This window comes from Azospirillum palustre (assembly GCF_002573965.1).
GTDB lineage: Bacteria > Pseudomonadota > Alphaproteobacteria > Azospirillales > Azospirillaceae > Azospirillum > Azospirillum palustre.
The window spans coordinates 49,094-70,192 of sequence record NZ_PDKW01000037.1; the positions used below are offsets into that span (position 1 = coordinate 49,094).

Annotated in this window: 20 protein-coding genes; 10 read left to right on the plus strand and 10 right to left on the minus strand. The window is 67.7% G+C overall.

All coding sequences use genetic code 11. The features are described from left to right. The first annotated feature begins 149 nt into the window (after positions 1 to 149). From CRT60_RS02105 to CRT60_RS02145, 9 genes are all read left to right on the plus strand, one after another. The gene (locus CRT60_RS02105; RefSeq protein WP_098734808.1) at positions 150 to 473 is read left to right on the plus strand and encodes an STAS domain-containing protein; all 324 of its coding nucleotides are present in this window, start codon (positions 150 to 152) and stop codon (positions 471 to 473) included. A gap of 4 nt (positions 474 to 477) precedes the next feature. Beyond that, positions 478 to 846, plus strand: coding sequence for a response regulator (locus CRT60_RS02110; protein WP_098734809.1), 369 nt, complete (start codon positions 478 to 480; stop codon positions 844 to 846). After that, positions 843 to 2,858, plus strand: a complete 2,016-nt coding sequence (locus CRT60_RS02115) for a chemotaxis protein CheA (RefSeq protein WP_098734810.1) — start codon at positions 843 to 845, stop codon at positions 2,856 to 2,858. Before CRT60_RS02110 ends, CRT60_RS02115 begins: the two co-directional genes overlap by 4 nt. Positions 2,859 to 2,910: 52 nt before the next feature. Next, positions 2,911 to 3,363: a chemotaxis protein CheW gene (locus tag CRT60_RS02120; RefSeq protein WP_098734811.1), complete on the plus strand. Its 453-nt coding sequence runs from the start codon at positions 2,911 to 2,913 to the stop codon at positions 3,361 to 3,363. Positions 3,364 to 3,453: 90 nt separating this feature from the next. Next, a complete protein-coding gene (locus CRT60_RS02125) occupies positions 3,454 to 5,682 on the plus strand; it encodes a HAMP domain-containing methyl-accepting chemotaxis protein (RefSeq protein WP_098734812.1) in 2,229 nt (742 codons plus the stop codon). A gap of 98 nt (positions 5,683 to 5,780) precedes the next feature. Continuing rightward, on the plus strand, positions 5,781 to 6,311 hold the full coding sequence (locus tag CRT60_RS02130) for a chemotaxis protein CheW (protein WP_098734813.1): 531 nt from the start codon (positions 5,781 to 5,783) through the stop codon (positions 6,309 to 6,311). After that, positions 6,308 to 7,195, plus strand: a complete 888-nt coding sequence (locus tag CRT60_RS02135; protein WP_098734814.1) for a CheR family methyltransferase — start codon at positions 6,308 to 6,310, stop codon at positions 7,193 to 7,195. The genes CRT60_RS02130 and CRT60_RS02135 overlap by 4 nt, the downstream gene beginning before the upstream one ends. 3 nt (positions 7,196 to 7,198) lie before the next feature. After that, a complete protein-coding gene (locus CRT60_RS02140) occupies positions 7,199 to 8,323 on the plus strand; it encodes a protein-glutamate methylesterase/protein-glutamine glutaminase (protein ID WP_098734815.1) in 1,125 nt (374 codons plus the stop codon). A gap of 46 nt (positions 8,324 to 8,369) precedes the next feature. After that, a complete protein-coding gene (locus CRT60_RS02145) occupies positions 8,370 to 10,244 on the plus strand; it encodes a methyl-accepting chemotaxis protein (protein WP_161957954.1) in 1,875 nt (624 codons plus the stop codon). 56 nt (positions 10,245 to 10,300) lie between these two features. Here CRT60_RS02145 and CRT60_RS02150 read toward each other — a convergent pair whose 3' ends face one another. The 4 genes from CRT60_RS02150 to speB are packed head-to-tail and all read right to left on the minus strand — an operon-like array spanning position 10,301 to position 13,937. Continuing rightward, a complete protein-coding gene (locus CRT60_RS02150) occupies positions 10,301 to 11,080 on the minus strand; it encodes an ABC transporter ATP-binding protein (RefSeq protein ID WP_098734816.1) in 780 nt (259 codons plus the stop codon). A 10-nt stretch (positions 11,081 to 11,090) separates the two neighbouring features. Continuing rightward, on the minus strand, positions 11,091 to 11,885 hold the full coding sequence (locus CRT60_RS02155) for an ABC transporter permease (RefSeq protein ID WP_098734817.1): 795 nt from the start codon (positions 11,883 to 11,885) through the stop codon (positions 11,091 to 11,093). A gap of 17 nt (positions 11,886 to 11,902) precedes the next feature. Beyond that, positions 11,903 to 12,883 (minus strand): ABC transporter substrate-binding protein, encoded by a 981-nt coding sequence (locus tag CRT60_RS02160; protein WP_098734818.1) that lies wholly within the window; start codon positions 12,881 to 12,883, stop codon positions 11,903 to 11,905. 37 nt (positions 12,884 to 12,920) lie between these two features. After that, on the minus strand, positions 12,921 to 13,937 hold the full coding sequence (speB, locus tag CRT60_RS02165) for an agmatinase (RefSeq protein ID WP_098734819.1): 1,017 nt from the start codon (positions 13,935 to 13,937) through the stop codon (positions 12,921 to 12,923). 101 nt (positions 13,938 to 14,038) lie between these two features. On the opposite strand from speB, the gene CRT60_RS02170 reads away from it, so the two are divergent. Next, a complete protein-coding gene (locus CRT60_RS02170; RefSeq protein WP_098734820.1) occupies positions 14,039 to 14,959 on the plus strand; it encodes a LysR family transcriptional regulator in 921 nt (306 codons plus the stop codon). A gap of 99 nt (positions 14,960 to 15,058) precedes the next feature. Here the strand turns inward: CRT60_RS02170 and CRT60_RS02175 are convergent, their stop codons facing one another. From CRT60_RS02175 to tauA, 6 genes are read right to left on the minus strand one after another with little or no spacing between them, the layout of a single operon-like run. Beyond that, the gene (locus CRT60_RS02175; protein WP_098734821.1) at positions 15,059 to 16,456 is read right to left on the minus strand and encodes an aminotransferase family protein; all 1,398 of its coding nucleotides are present in this window, start codon (positions 16,454 to 16,456) and stop codon (positions 15,059 to 15,061) included. A gap of 44 nt (positions 16,457 to 16,500) precedes the next feature. Then, positions 16,501 to 17,289: an SDR family NAD(P)-dependent oxidoreductase gene (locus tag CRT60_RS02180; RefSeq protein WP_098734822.1), complete on the minus strand. Its 789-nt coding sequence runs from the start codon at positions 17,287 to 17,289 to the stop codon at positions 16,501 to 16,503. A 14-nt stretch (positions 17,290 to 17,303) separates the two neighbouring features. Further along, positions 17,304 to 18,059, minus strand: coding sequence for a sulfite exporter TauE/SafE family protein (locus CRT60_RS02185; RefSeq protein ID WP_098734823.1), 756 nt, complete (start codon positions 18,057 to 18,059; stop codon positions 17,304 to 17,306). A 26-nt stretch (positions 18,060 to 18,085) separates the two neighbouring features. After that, positions 18,086 to 18,967: an ABC transporter permease subunit gene (locus tag CRT60_RS02190; RefSeq protein ID WP_098734824.1), complete on the minus strand. Its 882-nt coding sequence runs from the start codon at positions 18,965 to 18,967 to the stop codon at positions 18,086 to 18,088. Next, a complete protein-coding gene (gene tauB, locus CRT60_RS02195) occupies positions 18,964 to 19,767 on the minus strand; it encodes a taurine ABC transporter ATP-binding subunit (protein ID WP_098734825.1) in 804 nt (267 codons plus the stop codon). Before tauB ends, CRT60_RS02190 begins: the two co-directional genes overlap by 4 nt. Positions 19,768 to 19,811: 44 nt before the next feature. Continuing rightward, positions 19,812 to 20,819 (minus strand): taurine ABC transporter substrate-binding protein, encoded by a 1,008-nt coding sequence (gene tauA, locus CRT60_RS02200; protein WP_098734826.1) that lies wholly within the window; start codon positions 20,817 to 20,819, stop codon positions 19,812 to 19,814. Between the last annotated feature and the right edge of the window lie 280 nt (positions 20,820 to 21,099).

The following is a 21,099-nucleotide window of genomic DNA, read 5'->3' on the forward strand; positions in this document are numbered from 1 at the left end:
ATCATCTTTCGCGGCCATTAAGTTGCGATGAAACCGGGGTTGGGGATATCCCGAATTTCAATTGCGCAGACCGACAAGATATAAAATTTCAACATGTGCCTTGCGGCGACATGGCGAATGCGATGACGCGGCGAATGCGGTGAAGACGAATGGCTGATCTCAGGGGAAGCGTTGTTGTGGAGTGCGTTGGCCCGATGACGCTCATCGAAGTCGAGGACGTTCGCGACCGGCTTCGGGATTCGCTGGGTTCGGCTGGCCGGGTCGAGGTCGATTGCAGCGAGGTTGGAGAGACATCGATCTGCTTCATTCAACTTTTGCTGGCGGCGCGCACAAGCGCAGCCGGGCGGGGCGTCAGCCTGCATCTCAAACAGCCGCTCTCCGCATCGATGCGCGATGCGCTCGAACGGGGCGGCTTCATCGGTATGTCCGGACCGGCGCGCAAGGCGGATGAATTCTGGATTGGAGTGCCCTGATACCATGGCGAAGACCATACTAGCCGTCGACGATTCCGCCAGCATGCGCCAGATGGTGAAGTTGACCCTGTCCTCTGCCGGGTATCAGGTGGTGGAGGCCACGGATGGGCGTGACGCTCTGGTCAAGGCGAAGTCCGGCAGCTTCAATCTGGTGCTGACCGACCTGAACATGCCGAATATGGATGGCCTGACGCTGATCCGCGAATTGCGGACGCTGCCGGCCTATCGCGGCATCCCGATGGTCTTCCTGACCACCGAATCCGACGCCGGCAAGAAGGCCGAAGCCAAGGCGGCCGGCGCCACCGCCTGGATCGTCAAGCCGTTCCAGCAGGACCAACTGCTGAGCGTTGTCCGAAAGATCGTCGGCACATGACCGGCGGCGACCCGGGCCAGGTCTTCCGCGAAGAGGCGGCGGAGCTTCTGGCCGCTCTGGAATCCGCACTGCTCCATCTGGAACAGAACCCCACCGACCGCGAGCCGCTCGACACCGCGTTCCGTGCCCTGCACACGATCAAGGGCTCCGGCTCGATGTTCGGGTTCGAGGCTGCGGCGAGCTTCACCCATCATCTGGAAAGTGCCTTCGACCGGATGCGCAAGGGCGAACTGGCCGCCACGACGGCGATGATCGGCATCGCCCTTGCCGCCAAGGACCATATCCGCATCCTGATCGACGACCCCGCCAGTGCCGACCCTGCCGTAGCCGACGGCATCCTGGCCCGGCTGGCGGACCTGAGCGGCAGTGCCGCGATGTCCGTTCCCCCTGACCGGGAGCGCGACGACGAGGAAATCCTGGCGACCTGGCGTGTCCGCTTCCGGCTCGCTCCCGACGCGCTGGAGCGCGGAACCAACCCGCTGCTGCTGCTCGATGAACTGCGCGGGCTGGGCGAGGCCGAGATCGTCGCCCTGACCGACGACGTTCCGCCGCTGGGCGAGCTGGAGCCGACCCGCTGCCACATCGGCTGGGAGCTGATCCTCACCACCGCACATCCGCGTTCGACCATCGAAGACGTCTTCATCTTCGTGATCGACGAGACCGAACTGACCATCGAACCGGTGTCGGCGCTGCCGGAGCCGGGGGTGGAGCAGGAACCGCTGTCGGTGCCAGTGACAGGGCCGGTGCCGGTGCCGGCGATGGTGGCCGCGCCTGTCCCGCCGAAGGAGCCGGCCCCGCCCAAGGCGGAGCCCGTGCCCGAGAAGGGCAGGGCGCAGCCGGCGGCCAACTCGATCCGCGTGCCGGCGGAGCGGCTCGACGATCTGATGGATCAGGTCGGCGAGCTGGTGATCGCCCATGCCCGCCTGAAGCAGCTGATCTCCGACAGCGTCGATCTCCAGATCAAGTCGGTGACCGAGGAGATCGAACGGCTGTCCAACGGCCTGCGCGACATCACCATGGGCATCCGCATGGTGCCGGTGGAATCGCTGTTCGGCCGCTTCCGCCGGCTGGTCCGCGACCTCTCGCAGGAGCTGGGCAAGGACGTGGCGCTGACGATGTCCGGCGAGGAGACCGAGCTGGACAAGACGATGATCGAGCGGCTGAACGACCCGCTCGTCCACATCATCCGCAACAGCCTGGATCACGGGCTGGAACCGGCGGCGGAGCGCGTGGCGGCGGGCAAGGCGCCGCAGGGCCGCATCCATCTGTCGGCCCGCCATGCCGGAACCCGCGTGCTGATGACCATCCGCGACGACGGGCGCGGGCTGGACCGCGAGCGCATCCGCGCCAAGGCCGAGGAGCAGGAGCTGATCCCGCCCGGTGCCAAGCTGTCGGACGCCGAGCTGTTCCAGCTGATCTTCCATCCCGGCTTCTCGACGGCGCGGACCTTGACCAGCGTGTCGGGCCGCGGCATCGGCATGGACGTGGTCAAGCGCACCATCGATGGGCTGCGCGGCACCATCGAGGTGTCCAGCCTGCCGGGCGGCGGCACCGAGATCACGCTCGGCCTGCCGCTGACGCTGGCGATCATCGACGGGCTGCTGGTCCGGGTCGGGCAGGGGCGCTACGTGATCCCGCTGTTCGCGGTGGAGGAATGCGTCGAGCTGCCGGCCGATGTCGAACGCCGCCATGCCAACCGCAACTTCCTGAACATCCGCGGTGCGCTGGTGCCGTTCCTGCGTCTGCGCGACAGCTTCGCCGTCCGCCATCCGCCCGATCCCTATCAGAAGATCGTCATCATCTCCTCCGGCGACAAGCGCGTCGGCCTGGTGGTCGATCAGGTCCTGGGCGACCACCAGACCGTCATCAAGTCGATGTCCAAGCTGCATGCCGACGTCGCCAACTTCTCCGGCGCCACCATCCTCGGCGACGGCTCGGTGGCGCTGATCCTCGACATCGGACAGATCGTGGCCGCCGGCCAGACGCAGGAACTGCGGCGCGAAGCCTGCTGAGCAGGCTTCACAAGCGAACCGATTCCACGACAGACGTCACAGGGAGGCCGGCATGGCTGTCACCGGGACAGAGACCTTCGAAGCGCTGACCCTGGGGCTGGGCGGTGAGATCTTCGCCATCGATGCCAATTCGGTCCACGAGATCCTGGACATCGTTCCCCAGACCGAGGTTCCGGGCGCGCCGCCGCTGGTCGGCCACCTGATCAACGTGCGGGGCAAGGTGGTGCCGCTGGCCGACCTGCGCATCCGCTTCGGCATGGAGCGCACGCCGCCGACCATCGACACCCGCATCGTCGTCGTCGAAATCCTGCTGGACGACGAGCCGACGGTGGTCGGGCTGCTGGCCGACAAGGTCCATGAGGTGACCGGCATCGCCGGCGCCTCCATCGAGGACACGCCCGACATCGGCATGCGCTGGAACCCCGACCTGATCAAGGGGATCGGCAAGCGCGGCGACGACTTCATCGTCATTCCGGACATCGTCCGGATCTTCACGACCCACTGACCCGACCGAACCCCGGTCAACGGAAACCAGACGAACCGGCACCGCCCCATCGACCGGGAGCGGTTCAGGCCCGGGGAGCAAGGAGCGACCATGCGCATCTCAATCAAAGCGAAAATCGTCGCGGCATTCGGCACGGTCATCCTGCTGTCCGCCGCCACCGCCGGCATCGCCCTGAACGGCCTGTCGGACCTGAACCAGAAGATCGAGGAACTCGTCAGCGTATCGGCCCAGCGCATCGACATCGCCCGCCAGATGCCGTCCACGGTCTATCTGATCCAGCGGGAGGAGAAGAACTTCCTGCTGTCGAGCAGCGAGGAGGACATGGACCGCTTCGACAAGGCGATCCTGGCCCGCCGTGAGGAGTTCAAGGGCGTGCTGGAGCAGTATCGGCGGGTCGCCGATGCCGAAGGTGCCCGCAAGCTGGCCCAGATCGAAACCCTGATGACGGAGTTCAGCACGGCTCAGGACAAGGTTCGCTCCATCGGTCGGATCCATTCGAATGCCAAGGGTGCAGACCTCCTGACAGGCTCCGGCAACGATGCGGTTCTCGCGGCGCAGGAGGCATTGCGCCCGTTGCTCGACCGCGTCGAGACTGGGACACAGGCGACGGCGGAACAGATTGCCGTCGCCCATCTGATCCGGCGCATGACGACGGATTGGGGGACGGCGCGCATCATCGTCAGAAACTCCCTGCTCGTTTCAGACGATGCCTCGACGGCGGCGACGCTCAAGCCACTGCCCGATCTGCTGAAAAATATCTCCCAGCAGCAGGACCGCATTCGTACCCGCCTGGCCAGCGAAGAGGATATCCGGGCATTCAATGTCTTCGTCGAGCGTTATCATGTTTATGAACGCTTCACCGACGAAGTGATCGCACTGTCCTTGAAAAACACCGAGGTGAAGGCCCTGGCGCTCTCCGTCGGTGAGGTGCGGACCGCCGCCACCAAGCTGGTGCAGGCCGCCAACGATCTCGTCACCGATGCCGAGAAGGGCATGGCGGCTGACCGGCAGGCGGCGGAGGCCACCTACTCCCAGATCCGCGCGATCACCATCGGCGCCGTCGCCATCGCCCTGCTGATCGCCATCGCCGCCGGCGCCTACATCGCCATTTCCATCGCCCGCGGCCTCGGCAAGGCGGTCGGTCTGGCCGATGCGGTCGCCATCGGCGATCTCAGCCAGAAGGTGGAGGTGTCGACCGACGACGAGATCAAGGATCTGGTGACGGCGCTGAACAGCATGACCGCCAATTTGCGGGCGACCGCCGAGGTCGCCGACGAGATTTCCCGCGGCAACCTGACCGTCCAGGCCCGTCCGCAGTCGGACAAGGACACGCTGGGTCTGGCGCTGGAAACCATGCTGGAGAAGCTGCGCGGTGTCGTGACCGACGCGCTGTCCGCCTCCGACAATGTGGCCGCGGGCAGCCAGGAGCTGTCGGCCAGCTCGGAGCAGCTGTCTCAGGGTTCGACCGAGCAGGCCTCCGCCGCCGAGCAGGCCTCGGCCTCGATGGAGGAGATGGCCGCCAACATCAAGCAGAACGCCGAGAACGCCACCCAGACGGAGAAGATCGCCCGCCAGTCGTCCAAGGACGCCCAGGCGTCGGGCGAGGCGGTGAACAAGGCGGTGCAGGCGATGCAGACCATCGCCGAGAAGATCAGCATCGTGCAGGAGATCGCCCGCCAGACCGACCTCCTGGCGCTGAACGCCGCGGTGGAGGCGGCGCGGGCCGGCGAGCATGGCCGCGGCTTTGCTGTGGTCGCCTCGGAGGTGCGCAAGCTGGCCGAGCGCAGCCAGGGTGCTGCGGCGGAGATCAGCTCCCTGTCGGCGGAATCGACCAAGATCGCCCAGGAGGCCGGGCAGATGCTGGGCCGGCTGGTGCCCGACATCCGCAAGACCGCCGAACTGGTCGAGGAGATCAGCGCCGCCTGCCGCGAGCAGGACATCGGCGCCGAGCAGATCAACCAGGCGATCCAGCAGCTCGACAAGGTGACACAGCAGAACTCCAGCGCGTCCGAGCAGATGGCGGCGACCTCGGAAGAGCTGTCGTCGATGGCGACGCAGTTGCAGGACACCATCTCCTACTTCACGGTGGAGGAGAAGGCCGCCGCCCGCTCCGCCGCCCGCAACCCGGTCGCCGTGGCCGCCCAGGCCCGGCCGGCGCAGGCTCACGCCCCGGCTCCGGCCGCCCGCCGTCCGGCGACGACGGTCACCCTGACGCACAAGCCGGCGGCGAAGCTGAACGGCAAGGACCGCGGCGTGAAGATCGCGCTGGAGGGCGGCAGCGGCCCCGACGCGCTCGACGCCCGCTACACCGCGTTCTGAGGATTGGGGCCTGATCGCCGGGCCGTATTCCATGCCAAGCAGGGATGGCGCCTCGCCGCGCCATCCCGCCGTTCCGCCCCCCGAACCGGAAGCCGCAGATGACCAGCGCGACCGCGCCCCGCGAACCGGCGCAATATGTGACGATCGGCATCGATCGCGAAGTGTTCGCCATAGAGGTCGCCATCGTGCGCGAGATCCTCGATCTCCAGCCGATCACCCGCCTGCCGCACGCGCCGCCTTTCCTGGTCGGCATGATCGACGTGCGGGGGCAGGGGGTGCCCACCGTCGATCTGCGGGTCAAGCTGGGACTGCCGGCGGCACAGCCCACCGCCAACACCCGGATCGTCGTGCTCGACGTTCCGCAGCGGGGGCAGTCGATCACCGTCGGCGTCATCGCCGACCGGGTGTTCGAGGTCACCTCGCTCGACGAGCGCGGGCTGGAAACGCCGCCCCAGGTCGGCGGGCGCTGGCGCTCGGACTGCATCCAGGCCATCGGCCGCTCCAACGGCACTTTCGTCATCGTCTTCGACATCGCCCGTCTGTTCGCCGAGGACGACGCGGCCCTGCTGGACATGGCGGCCGGCACGGCGAACGATATGGCGGATCTGATGGCGGACGGGGTGTCATGATCGATCCCGACGATCCGCAGCCAGAGGAAGGATCGCGGCGGCCGTCCTCCGACACCTTGTCGGAGCGGGATTTCGTCCGGCTCGCCGTCATCATCGAACGCCATGCCGGCATCCGGATGCCGCCCAGCAAGCGGACGATGGTGGAAGGCCGTCTGCGCCGCCGCCTGCGGGTGCTCGGCCTGCCGGACATGAACGCCTACTGCCGCCATGTGCTGGACGACGGCGGGCTGGACGGCGAGATGGTCGACCTGATCGATGCCGTCACCACCAACAAGACCGACTTCTTCCGCGAGATCGAGCATTTCCGCTATCTGATGGGCACCGCCATCCCGGCCCTGTCCCGTCTCCCCCACCGGCCCGGCCAGGACCGCCCGCTCAAGATCTGGAGTGCGGCCTGTTCGACCGGGGCGGAACCCTACACGGTGGCGATGCTGCTGCTCGACCGCGCCAGCACCGGAGCGCCGATCCGCCACGAGATCGTCGGCACCGACATCTGCACGGAGGCGCTGGCCGCCGCGAAGAGCGGCGTCTACCCGCTCGACATGGCAAAGATGGTGCCCGCCCCCTTCGCGTCGCGCTATCTGATGCGGTCGCGCGACGACGGCAATCCCACGGTCCGGCTGGTGCCGCCGGTGCGCCAGTCGGTCCGCTTCGGCCATCTCAACGTGATGGACCCGGTCTATCCGATGGCGACCGACATGGATGTCGTCTTCTTCCGCAACATCCTGATCTATTTCGACAAGAAGACGCAGCAGAAGGTGCTGGAGAAGCTGTGCGGCCATCTGCGGCCCGGCGGCTACCTGTTCGTCGGCCACAGCGAGACCATCACCAACATGGACCTGCCCGTGAAACAGGTGGGGTCCGCCATTTTCGTCCGGAGCTGAACGATGGGCCAGAAGATCCGCGTGCTGATCGTCGACGATTCCGCGACCGTCCGCCAGACCCTGGCCGGCATCCTGTCGTCCGATCCGCAGATCGAGGTGATGGGGACGGCCGCCGATCCCTATGCCGCTGTCCGCCGCATCGCGGAGGAGGCGCCGGACGTCATCACGCTCGACGTGGAGATGCCGCGCATGGACGGCATCACCTTCCTGCGCAAGCTGATGGGCCAGCACCCGATCCCGGTGGTGATGTGCTCCTCGCTGGTCGAGGACGGCAGCGAGACGCTGATGCAGGCGCTGGAGGCCGGGGCCGTCGACGTCATCCTGAAGCCGCGGATCGACACCCGCCAGAGCCTGCTCGACGCCCAGGTCCGCATCTGCGACACGGTGAAGGCGGCGGCCCGCGCCCGTCCGCGCGCTTCCGCCCGCAGGGCATCCGCCGCCGCCACTCCCCATGGCACTTCCCACGCCACACCCCTGGGCCGCACCCGCGCCCCGGAACCGAAGCTGAGCGCCGACGTGATGATGCCGGCCCCCAGCGGCGGGGCGATGGCCCGCACCACCGAGCGCGTCATCTGCATCGGGGCCTCCACCGGCGGCACCGAGGCCCTGCGCGAGGTGCTGGAGGCGCTGCCCGCCGACAGTCCTGGCATCGTCATCGTCCAGCATATGCCGGAAAGCTTCACCGCCGCCTTCGCCCGCCGGCTCGACAGCCTGTGCGAGATGACGGTGCGCGAGGCGCGCGACGGCGACACGGTGCTGCGCGGGCAGGTTCTGATCGCGCCGGGCAACCGCCATATGCTGCTGCAACGCAGCGGCGCCCGGTATCTGGTGGCGGTGAAGGAGGGGCCGCTGGTGTCGCGGCACCGGCCGTCGGTCGATGTGCTGTTCCGGTCGGCCGCCCATTGCGCCGGCGGCAATGCCGTCGGCGTGATCATGACGGGAATGGGGGACGACGGCGCCACCGGGATGCGCGAGATGCAGCAGGCCGGCGCCTTCACCGTCGCCCAGGACGAGGAGAGCTGCGTCGTCTTCGGCATGCCGAAGGAGGCCATCGCGCGGGGCGGGGTGGACAAGGTGGTGGGACTTTCGTCGATCCCGCGCGAGATCCTGCGCCATGACCGCTCGTGACGTCATCCGCTTCCCCTGACGCATCCGTTTGGAAAAGGCTTCCGGCATGTACAGCACCGTTGACGCAGCAGCCTTCGGCGGTCCGGGCGGCGCCTTCCCGGCGGCTCCCCAGCCCGGCCCGGATCGGTCCGGTTCCCCCCAGGGCCCGGACATGGGATTCATCCGCTCGCTGAGCGCCGAACTGCGCGCCGCATCGGCGCCCATCGAGACGACCTTCCTGACGGTCGGCGAAACGCTGTCGCAAACGCTGGAGCGGATGAAGGCAATCGGCGGCCGCTTCAGCGCCTTGTCCATGCTGATCGACAGCGAGGATGGCGCCGAGGCTTGCAGGCGGCTGGGCACCGTCCGCAGCGTGACCGACGGTCTGGCGGGCAATCTCCGGCAGACGCTGGCCGACCTGACCGATCTCGATGGGACTGGGGCCGATATGGCCGCCCTGCTCGCCACACTGGCGAAGATCATCGGCGAGATCACCGCCCTGGCGATCAACGCGAAGGTCCAGTCGGTCCAGATCCGCACCGGCAGCGATGATTTCAGCGTGTTCAACCGGGAAATCGACCGGCTCCACCGTCTGGCCGAGGCGGCGACGACGCAGGCGATCGGGCGTCTCGCCGATCTGCGCACGACCATGTCCGCGGCAAAGGACGGCGCCAGTGCGTTCCAGCGCGACAACCGCACCCGCCTGGACGATGTCGGCAGCCGTCTGCAGGCGAGCCTGGACCGCTTGACGGCATACCGCCACACCGCGCAGGCTGCGTCGCAGCGCTTCGTCGGCCGTGTCGAGGAGATCGGCCGGCGCATCGCCCGCTGCATCAGCGATCTTCAGATCGGCGACTTCACCTGCCAGCGGCTGGCCCATATCGGCGTGGCCATGGATGTGCTGGCCCTGCTGGCGGACCCGCCCCCGGCGTCTGCCCTGGCACGCGACCTGCGATGGCTCGCCGGGCTGGAGCTGGGACGCCGGCAGGATCTGTCGGCGGCGATCTGCACCCTCGAAATCCGCCAGTGCGTCGAGGCATGCGCCGATTTCGCCAGTCAGGTGGCGTCGCTGAAGGACAATCTGGAAGCGCTTGCCCGCGATGCGGACAGCATCGCGCAGGAAGCCCGGGAGCTGTTCGGGTCGGGCGGCGACATCCCGGCCGCCGGCGGGCCGGCAGGGCGGTCCGTTCTGCACGATGTCGCGGGCGACGTCGACCGGGCGCTGGAACTGCTGAATCGCTATTGCCAGTCCGACGACATCATCCGCAGGCATGTGGGCGAAGTCTCTGGCGGGTTCGTCGCCATGGGACGGGACGTTCTCGCCATCCGCTCCATCGACACCGACATGCGGCTGATGGGGCTGAACACGACGCTGAAATGCGCGCGGCTTGGCGATGCGGGGCGGGCGCTGGGCGTGGTCGCGCAGGAGCTGCGCGCGTGCAGCCGCAGGACCGAGGACATGTCGAAGGCGATCACCGAGGCGATCCATGCGGCCACCGACCGCGCGAACGGCCTCGACCGGCGGTCGGGCACCAACCATCGGGTGGCGATGGAGCTGGTGGATGCCATGACGGGCTCCATGGACTGCCTGAAGCGGCTGCATGCCGATCAGATGCGCTCGCTGTCGACCATGACCGGCGATTGCGCGGAGGCCTCCAAGGTGCTGACCGGCACGGTCGGCCGATTGGGCATGGAGCTTCGGCTCGGAGGCTTCACCCAGCGCTTCGTCGACCGGATGCAGCCCTATGCCGGACGGGGGAACATCCATGCCCCCGGAATCTCCGACGACCTGAACCGGCTCTTCGGGGCGCTGTATACCGCGGAACGGGAGAGAAGCATCCATTCCGACCTTTTCGGCGGCCTGCAACTCGGCCAAAAGCAGCTCGCCCAGGAGCAAAGCGGCCAGGAGCAGGGCGGCGAGATCGACGAGTTCTTTCTCTGAGAAATTGCCTTTGAGAAATTGCTCTTAGCCGACCCGCAAGGCCACCTTCCACCGCGTCAGGTTCGGGCGGCGAGCACCGCCTCGTCGTGCATCAGGTGCAGAATCTCCCTCTTGAACTGCATGAATTCCGTGGAGGTCAGGGCATCGAGGTTGCGGGGACGCGGAATATCGATGGACATGGATCGTTTGATGCGCCCCGGCCGAGCGGTCATCACATGCACGCTATCGCCGAGGATGATCGCCTCGTCGATGTCGTGGGTGATGAACAGGACCGTCTTGCGCCGCGCCTGCCAGACCTCGAGAAGCAATTCCTGCATCAGCTGCCGGGTCTGGCTGTCGAGCGCCCCGAACGGCTCGTCCATCAGCAGGATGCGCGGATCGTTGGCGAGCGCCCGTGCCAGGGCCACGCGCTGGCGCATGCCGCCCGACAGCTCCTTTGGAAAGGACCGCTCGAACCCCGAAAGCCCGACCGCGCGGATCAGGTCGTCGGCGATGTCTTCGCACTCCGCCTTCGCCAGTCCCTTCAGCTTCGGGCCGAACATCACGTTCTCGCGCACGCTCAGCCAGGGGAAGAGGGTGTAGCTCTGGAACACCATGCCGCGGTCGGCCGACGGGCCGGCAATCGGCTGGCCGTCCAGCGTCATGCTGCCGGAGGTCGGCGTTTCCAGTCCGGCGACGAGACGGAGCAGGGTGGACTTGCCGCATCCGGACGGGCCGACGATCACCGCGAAGGTGTCGTGGGCGACCCGCAGCGAAACATCGTCGAGGGCCGTCACCTCCGGCTTGCCCTTGGGCTGGAAGCGGACGGTGATGTGATCGAGCGCGAGCAGGCTCATGGGATGCTCCTTACAGGTCGGCGGACCAGGACAGCAGGCGCTGGCGCAGCAGTTTGAAAAGGAAATCGGTGATCAGCCCGAGGACGCCGATGGTGAAGACGCCCAGCAGGATCACGTCGGTGAACAGGCCGCGCATGGCGTTGAGGATCATGTAGCCCAGCCCGCTGTCGGCGGCGACCAGCTCCGCCACCACCAGATAGGTCCAGGCCCAGCCCATGGTGACGCGCAGATTGTCCAGCACGCCGGGCATGCAGGCCGGGAACAGGATGCGCTGCACCACCTGCCGGCGGCTGGCGCCCAGCGTATAGGCGCAGTCGATCAGATCCTTCGACACGCGGGCCGACACGTCGGAAATCAGGATCAACTGCTGGAAGAAGGTGCCGAGGAAGATCACCATGATCTTCTGTTCGATGCCGATGCCGATCCACAGGATCAGGAGCGGGATCAGCGCCGACACCGGGATGTAGCGCATGAAGCCGGTGATCGGCTCAATGGCCGCCTGCACGGCCCGGAAGCTGCCCATCAGGATGCCGAGCGGCACCGCCGGGATGGAGGCCAGCAGGAAGCCCGACAGGATGACGGTCAGGCTCGACCCGATGTGGCGGAACAGCGACAGGTCGCCGATCCGCTTGATCCCGGCGGCCAGCACCCTGTCGGGCGCGGCCAGGAAGTCGGGAGGCGTGAAGCCGCCATAGGTGAGCAGGCACCAGAAGCCGATCAGGACGGCGACAGAGCCGGTGCCGAGCGCCAGGCTGGCGCCGCGCGGGATATCGACTTTCGGTGCGAACAGGGAACGGGTCGACATGGTGCCTGCTCCGTGGGTTACTTGACGATGCCGGTGGCGATCATGGCGGCCGGATCGGTGTCGAGCTTGAACAGACCGGCCGCCTCGCCGAGCGTCCTGGCGTTGGCGATGGTGGCGGCGATGCCGTCGGGCTTGGCCGGATCCATGAAGGCGGCGTTCATGGCGGAATCGTAGAAGGCGATGCCGGCGCGGGTTTCGGCGAAGACCGCCGGATCCTCCAGCCAGCCGCCCACTCCCTTCGCCATGATGGCGTCGGCCTCCTTGGCATGGGCCTTCTGCCAGTCGACCGCCTTGCTCCAGGCGCGGTAGAGTGCCACCATCTCCGGCCGGCGGGCTTCCAGCTTGGCCTTGGTCGTCACCATCACGTCGGTGATCAGGCCGGGCTTGGCCGAGCTGTCGACCAGCAGCGCGCCATGCGACGTGGCCTTGCCGCGGCTGAGCCAGGGCTCCCAGGTCACGGCGGCATCGACCTTGCCGGCGACGAAGGCGGCACCGGCATCGCCGGCCGTCATGTTCAGCGCCTCGACGTCCTTGACGCTCAGCCCGGCGTCCTTCAGCAGCACGCTGAGGAAGAACTGCGAGACCGAGCCTTCGGTGAAGGCGACCTTCCTGCCCTTCAGCCCGGCGACGTCCTTGATCGCCTTGTTGGCGACGATGCCGTCGCCGCCACGGCTGTCGTCGACGGCGAACAGGTAGGTGAGCGGACGGTCCGCCGAGGTGAAGCCGAGCACCGCGTCGACCGTCGTCACCGCCACGTCGATGCGGCCGGCGGTCAGCGCCGGCATGCGGGTCTTGACGTCCTCCATCAGCACCAGCTTGACGTCGAGGCCCTCGTCCTTGAAGAACCCCTTCTCCTTGGCGATGTAGAGCGGGCCGTAGCCGACCCAGGTCGAATGGGCGACGGTCAGCTCGGCCGCCGACGCATTGGATGCGAGGCCGCCGAACGCGGCGAGAAGGGCGAGCGCCGGGCCGCGAAGTCGCGAAAGAAACTGCTTCATGCTTCGGTCTCTCTTTCTTTGAAGGCGTTCGGCCGGATCAGGACTTGTTGCGGAGCGTGGCCGGGGAGGCGGCGAGCACGCAGAGCAGCTCGTACATCATCGAGATGCCGACCCAGGCGGTGCCGCCCGACGGGTCGAAGGGCGGCGAGACCTCCACCAGATCGGCGCCGACGAGGTTGAGGCCGGACAGCAGGCGCACCATGCGCTGCGCCTCGCGCGTGGTCAGGCCGCCGATCTCCGGCGTGCCGGTGCCGGGCGCGAAGGCCGGGTCGATGCAGTCGATATCGAAGCTGGCATAGGTGGGACCGTCGCCGACGATGGCGCGCGCCTCCTCCATCACCGCGGCGATGCCGCGATCCTCGACCTCTTCGATGCGGATGATCCGCACCCCCTGCTCCAGGCCCCAGACGACGTCGGCGCCGTCATACATCGTCCCGCGGATGCCGATCTGCACGACGCGGCGGGGATCGAGATAGCCGTCCTCGATGGCGCGGCGGAACGGCGTGCCGTGGGTGTATTTGAAGCCGCCGAAGTAATTGTCGAACAGGTCGGTGTGCGCGTCGAAATGGATCATCCCGAGCGGGCCGTCCGCCGCCAGCGCCTTCAGGATGGGGTAGGAGACCAGATGGTCGCCGCCGGCGCTGAGCGGTGCGATCCCGCGGCTCTTGAGCGTGCCGTAGAAGCCGGCGATGCGGTCGAGCGCGTCGGCGACATCGGCCGGATTGACCGGTGAATCGCCGAGATCGGCGACGTTGCGCAGGCTGAACGGGTTCATGCCGGTGACGGGATGGACCGGCCGGATCATGGTCGAGAGGTCGCGCAGCTGGCGGGGGCCGTGGCGGGTGCCGGGACGGTTGGTGGTGCCGCCATCCCAGGGCACGCCGACGATGGCGATGTCCACGTCCGCGGTGGCGGGATCGTCGAGCCCGAGATAGGGCAGCCGCATGAAGCTGGGCAGCCCGGCATAGCGCGGCAGGTCGAACGCCGACACCGGCTGGAAGAATGTCGGCGAGGCGCCCGGCAGGGGCTTTTCACCGTCGGATTTCAAGGGCATCGCGGTCTCCGCAGGGGATCGATGACCGCAACGTTGCCATAGGATGAAACGTCCAATAATATCAGATTTCAAATCTAAACGTCCGACGATGCCAACCTATCATGCAGCCCACTCTGCCGCCGCTCAGCGACGTGGATCTGCGTCAGCTCCGCATTTTCCGAACTGTCGTGGAGAGCAGGGGGTTCACCCAGGCACAGGGTGAACTCGGCATTTCGCGCTCGACGATCAGCGCGCAGATGGCGGCGCTCGAAACGCGGCTCGGGCTTACGCTTTGCCGGCGCGGCCGGTCTGGATTCGCGCTGACCGAACATGGGCAGAAGATCTACACGGAGACCATCAAGTTCTTCGCGGCCATGGACAATTTCCGCACCGAAGTCGGGGCCATGCGCGGCAGCCTGGTCGGGGAACTGCGGATCGGGATTGTCGACGCGGTCGTCGAGAACCCGAATTGCGCGTTCGACCGGGCGATTGCCATTTTCAACGAACGTGTGCCGAACGTTCATCTGACCTTGACGGTCATCTCGCCCAACCAGATCGAAACCGAACTTCTCAGCCGGCAGATGGAGATCGCCATCGTCCCGAACCAGCCGATGAACGGTGCGGTCCAATTGCAGCAGCTGTTCCATGAGGAACAGAACCTGTTCTGCGGCGCGCGTCATCCGCTGTTCGAGACGGACACGGCGCGGCTGTCGCTGGAACTGATCGCCGAGCAGGCTTATGCGCGCCGCGGCTATGCCGTGGCGACCGCTTACAACACGCTTTTCAAACATGCGCCCAGTGCGACGGCCTACAACATGGAAGGTCAGGCGCATCTGATCCTGAGCGGCCGGTTCGTCAGCTTCCTGCCGCGCCATTTCGCGCAGCGCTATGTCGAACGCGGCGAAATGCGGGCATTGCGGCCCGATTTGCTGAGCTTCAAAATCCCGCTTTGCCTCGCCCATCTTCCGCAAAGCGTGCTGTCGCGGGTGGCGAGGGCCTTTCGTGAGTGCCTGCTGGAGGTCCACGCACGCAAAACGCGGTAGGGCCGGCGCAATGCTCCGGATCGGGCATGAGCCTGTGCCCCGCATCCGGCGGGGCACAGGCAACTCGGCGGCAACTCGGGCTTGGGAACTTGCCGTCCTTCAGCCGAAGACGCGCGACAAGGCGCCGTCGATGGCCGCGACGATGCGGTCGATGTCGTCGGCGGTGGCGATCAGCGCCGGGCTCAGGCACAGCGTGTTGTTCAGGCCGGGCAGCGAGCGGTTGGTGGCGCCGATGATCACGCCGTTCGCCATGCAGTCGGCGACCACCGCCTGCACCAGCCTCTCCTCCGCCGGTTCCTTCGTCGCCCGGTCCTGCACCAGCTCGACGCCGCAGAACAGTCCCTTGCCGCGCACGTCGCCGACGGCGCGGTGGCGCTCCGACAGCTCCCACAGGCCGGCCATCAGCCGCTCCCCCATCGCCTGGGTGTTGGCGAGGAGATTTTCGTCCTCGATGATCCGCATGTTCTCCAGCGCCGCCGCCGGCCCGGCGACGCAGCCGCCGAAGGTCGAGATGTCGCGGAAGAAGGACATCGGGTCGGCGGGATCGTCCTTGAACAGCTCGAAGATCCGCTCGGTCGTCACGGTGCAGGAGATGGCGGCATAGCCCGACGCAACGCCCTTCGCCATGGTGACGAAATCCGGCTGAACGCCGTAGTGCTGGTAGCCGAACCATGTGCCGGTGCGCCCGAGACCGCAGACCACCTCGTCGATGTGCAGAAGGACCTCGTGGCGGCGGCAGATGTCCTGCACCTTCTCCCAATAGCCCTTCGGCGGGGTGATGACGCCGCCGCCGGCGGTGATCGGCTCCAGGCACAGCGCGCCGACCGTGTCGGGCCCCTCGCGCAGGATCACCGCCTCGATGGCGTCGGCGGCCAGCTCGCCGTAATTCTCCACCGCGCCGTACTGGCTGCGGTATTCCAGGCAATGCGGCACCTCGACGAAGCCCTCGGGGAAGGGGCCGAACTGGGCGCGGCGCTGCGCCTGCCCCGCCGCCGCCAGCGTGCCGAGCGTGGTGCCGTGATAGTCGCGCTCCCGGTAGAGGATCTTGGACTTGGCGCCGCCATGGTGCCGGTGCGCGATCTGGCGCACCATCTTGAACACCTTCTCGTTCGCTTCCGAACCGGAGTTCGAATAATAGACCCGGCTCATTCCCGGCATCTTGCCGATCAGCTTTTCGGCGAAGCGGGCGCCGGCAATCGACCCGGCGGAATTGGCGAAGTAGTTCAGCTTGACCAGCTGGTCGCGCACCGCGTCGGCGATGCTGGCCCGGCCATAGCCGACATTGACCGTCCACACGCCGCCCGACACGGCGTCGAGATACTCGCGCCCGGCGGCGTCCCACACCCGCATCCCCTTGCCTTCGACGAAGATGCGCGGGTCGGTCGTCTCGAACCCCTTGTGCTGGGTCAGATGGTGCCAGACATGGGCGCGGTCGGCCTCGATCACATGTCGGATGTCGTTGACGCGTGACGCGTCGTTCCGAAGGACGTCATCCATCGGTCATCTCCTAGGGGTGGGATGCGGTGCCGGTTACGGCGGGATCAGGAAAGCGTGTCGCGGTGGATCTTGAACGGCGCCCAGGACTGGCTGACCGGCATGATCTCCACGCTGTTGATGTTGACGTGGCTCGGCAGCGAGACCACCCAGCGCACCGTCTCGGCGATGTCCTCGGGCTGGAGCGGGTCGGCGCCGCCATAGAGCGCGTCATAGGCCGCGTTGTCGCCGCCGGTGCGCACCAGGGTGAACTCGCTTTCCGACAGGCCCGGCTCGATGGAGGTCACGCGCACCCCCTGCGCCGACAGGTCGCTGCGCAGGCCGAGCGAGAACTGCTTCACGAAGGCCTTGGTGCCGCCATAGACGTTGCCGCCCGGATAGGGCCAGTTGGAGGCGATGGAGGCGAGGTTGACGATCAGCCCGCGCTGGGCGATCAGCCGGTCGAGCAGCAGCCGGGTGATCGTCACCAGACCGGTGACGTTGGTGTCGATCATCGTGCGCCAGTGCTCCAGGTCGCAGTCCTGCGCCGCCCCGGTGCCGAGCGCCAGCCCGGCATTGTTGACCAGCACCGAGATGTTGGCGAAGGCGTCGGGCAGGGTGGCCAGCGCGGTGCTGGTCGCTTCCTCGTCGCGGATGTCGAAGCACAGCGGATGGACGACATCCGGCCCGCCCAGCGCCTCGACCAGGGCGTCCAGCCGGTCCCGGCGCCGGCCGGTGGCGACGATCCGCCAGCCTTCCGCCACCAGCCGCCGGGCGATGGCGTCGCCGAATCCGGAGGTGGCGCCGGTGACGATTGCTATCTTCGGGCCGGCACTCTTCGCGGCGGTGTGCGACATCGTTGGATCTTTCCTCATGACGGAGTGGTGAAGTTCAGGCCCAGGGTGACGGCGGTCTGGATCAGGCCGGCCACCGCCACGGTGAACAGGCCTCCGGAGGCCAGCCGCCGCCAGCCGTCGAGGCTGAGGCGGGCGGACAGCAACCGGCCGGCGGCGAACCCGGCGAGCGTGGGACCGATGAAGGTCGCCAGCAGCCCGACCACGCCGGGGTCGATGGCCCCGACCATGGCGCGCCCGGCAAGGCTGAGCGCATCGACCGCGCCGAAGAACACCGCCAGCGTTCCCTTGATGGTCCGCCGGTCCCGCCCGCCGGCCAGCAGCCACGCCGCGATCAGCGGTCCGCCGACGGCGAAGGCGGCCAGCAGCACGCCGACGACGAAGGCGATGCCGGCCCCGACCGTCCGGTGCCGCAGCCAGTGCGGCGGCTCCCGCACCAGGGCGACGCAGGCCGCCGCGAAGACCGTCACCGCGACCAGCAGCCGCGAGGTGGCGTCGTCGAGGCCGGCGGCGATCAGGCTGCCACACAGCGCGCCGGCGAAGCCCATCGCCAGCATCAGCCGCGCCACCGCCCAATCCACCGCCCCCTGTTCGCGGTCCAGCAGCAGGAAACAGGTCAACAGCAGGTCGCTGACCAGGATGAAGGGGATGCCGGCGGCGGGCGAGGGCAGGAACAGCAGCCCCAGCGCCGCGATCAGGGCGTATCCGAACCCCGTCACCCCGCGAAACGCGGCGGCGAGGAAGGTCACGCCTCCGAAGAGGAGCATGGACATCGGTTTCGCAACCTTCCCTCAGTGATTCAGACCTTGCCCTTCCAGGGCACCAGACGGCGTTCCAGCCAGCGCATGCCGAACTCGAACAGGGTGGCGAAGGCGCCGATGACGAAGATGCCCATCAGCACGATGTCGGTGCGCAGGAAGTTGGAAGCGTTCAGCACCATCTGGCCGATCCCGGTGGAGGCGGCGACCATCTCCGCTGCGACCAGCGTCGTCCAGCCCACCCCCATGCCGATCCGCAGGCCGACCAGGATGTCCGGCAGGGCCGCCGGCAGCACCACATGCACCACCACCTGCCAGCGGCTGGCGCCCAGCGCGCGGGCGGCGTTGACCTGATCGGCGGCGGCGGCCGACACGCCGGCCCGGGCGGCCAGCGCCACCGGGGCGAAGCAGGCGAAGAAGATCAGCAGGATCTTCGAGGTCTCGCCGATGCCGAACCAGATGATGACCAGCGGCAGATAGGCCAGCGGCGGCAGCGGCCGGTAGAATTCGATGAAGGGGTCGAGCGCGGCGCGCAAGGTGGTGCTGAGGCCCGTCGCCAGCCCCACCGGGATGCCGATCAATGCCGCCAGCACAAAGGCGCTGACCACGCGCACCAGGCTCATGGCGATGTGTTCGGTCAGCGGCGCGCCGTCGATCCGTCCGTCCACCGCATCGAGGAAGGCCTGGAAGACCGTCCCGATCTTCGGCAGGAACAGCGGCTTGACCACGCCCTGGCCGGTCAGCGCCGCCCACAGCGCCAGCGCCGCCAGGATGGCCGCCATGCTGATCAGCACCGGCTGCGACCGGAATCCCTGCATCCGGCGGCGCAGCCGGTTCAACGGCACCATCCCGGATGGAATGCCGGCCAGCCCGGCGCCTGGGCTTTTGGCGGATCGCACCTGCTCCGTGGCGGTGGGTTTCATGCGGCCTCTCCTGTGGCGGCGTGGCTGCCGTGGTCGCTGCGCTCGTGGATGAAGCCCAGCACCCGCTCGCGCATCGCGATGAAATCGGGGGAGGATTTGACCGACCGCGCATCCTGCCCGGCCAGGAAGCGCCGGCTGAACTCCAGCGGGATCGTTTCGGCGATCCGGCCGGGGCGCGGGGTCATGATGATCAGCTTGGTGGCCAGGAAGATCGCCTCCTCCACCTCGTGGGTGATGAAGAAGGCCATCTTCCGCGTCTCCGCCCACACCCGCAGGATCAGCTCCTGGATCTGTTCGCGGGTGAAGGCGTCGAGCGCGCCCAGCGGCTCGTCCATCAGCAGCATGCGCGGGTCGGCGGCCAGCGCGCGGGCGATGCCGACGCGCTGCTGCATGCCGCCCGACAGCTCGTAGATCCGCTTGTCGGCGAAGGACGCCAGCCCGACCAGCTCCAGCATGCTGCGGGCGCGCCGGCCGCGTTCCGCCTTGCCCATGCCCTGCATCTTCAGGCCGAAGGCGACATTGTCGGCCACGCTCAGCCAGGGCATCAGGGCGTGGCGCTGGAACACCACGCCGCGGTCGGCCCCTGGCCCGGTGACCGGCTTGCCGTCCAGCAGGATCTCCCCGTCCGTCGGCGGCAGGAAGCCGGCGATGCAGGACAGCAGGGTCGTCTTGCCACAGCCCGACGCACCGAGCGCCACCACGAATTCCCCCGGCTCGATGGTCAGATCGACCCAGGACAAGGCGACGGTGGCGCTTTCCCCGCCGCCATACTGGACGCTGACATTGCGGACTTCGAGCATGCTGGGCCTCCTGAGGCGGGGGAATGGAACTGCGGACCGGACCGTTACTTGGCCGCCGCCTTGACCACGTCGGCGGTCACGAAGGGGCCGTAGTCGGGGGCCAGTTCGGTGACGCGGCCCTGGCTCTTCAGGAACTCGGCGGTCGATTTCAGCGCCTCGGCGGCGCCGCCGCCCAGCCACTCCTTGGACGCCTGCTCCTCCAGGGTCGGGAAGCGGTAGGCGGCGAGCCCGTCCGGCACGTCGGCCGGGGCGGCGCCCGTCCATTTGGCGATGGCGGCGGCCTGCGGCGAGGTCGCGGTCCAGCCGTCCCCGGTCTTCGCGTAATCGGCGTCGGCGGCGGCCAGCAGCTTGACGAAGGTCGTCATGAAATCGGGGTTGGCGGCCATGAAGGCCTTGGTGGCGATGATGCCGTCGAAGGTCGCCTTGCCCTTCTTGGCGAAATCGCCGGCGCTGGCGATGACGGTGCCGTTCTTCTTCGCGGCGGTCAGGACCGGCGCCCAGATGAAGGTGGCGTCGATGTCGCCGCGTTCCCACGCCGCCGCGATTTCCGGCGGACGCATGTTCAGCAGCTTCACGTCCTTGCCCGACAGCCCGGCCTCCTGCAGCGCGTACATCAGCTGGTAGTGGGAGGTCGACACGAAGGGCACGGCCACCGTCTTGCCCTTCAGGTCGGCGATGGACTTGATGCCGCTGCCGTTGCGGGCGACCAGCTGTTCGGCGTTGGCGATGTCGTCCAGGATCCAGAACAGCGTGATGGGAAGACCCTGGGAAGCCGCCGCGGCGATGGGAGAGGAGCCGGCTTCGCCGACGTCGACATTGCCCGACGCCATGGCGCGGATCACGTCGCCGCCGCCGCCGAACTTCACCCATTTCACGGCATAGCCGGTCTTCTTCTCCAGATCGCCGCTTTCCATCAGGACGCGGATGGGGGTCATCATGTCCTGATAGGCGAAGGTGACGGTCTTCTCCGCGGCCACGGCCGGGGCGGAGGCCCCGAACAGCGCGCCGATTGCGACGAAGGCGGTGGCGAGCAGGGTCTTGCTGAAGGTCATGGCGGGGTCTCCGTCGAGGCCGGTCAATCCGATGCGCCCATTGGGCCGATGCGGCCATTAGGACCCAGCCGCCGCCCCCGCCGAAAGGTCCAGATCCTCCCGCTTTGCGGCAGTGACTGGTCCGGCGCCCGATCCGCTGCCCCATCCCGCGCCATGTGGCGCCCGTTTGGGCAGACGCCCGTCCAGTGACCATCCCGGCCGCCGCAATCGACACATTTCCGCCCGTCACCGGACGGCACCCTTCTTGCTTTTGCGCATACCGGGGCAGGCAGCCCGGCGC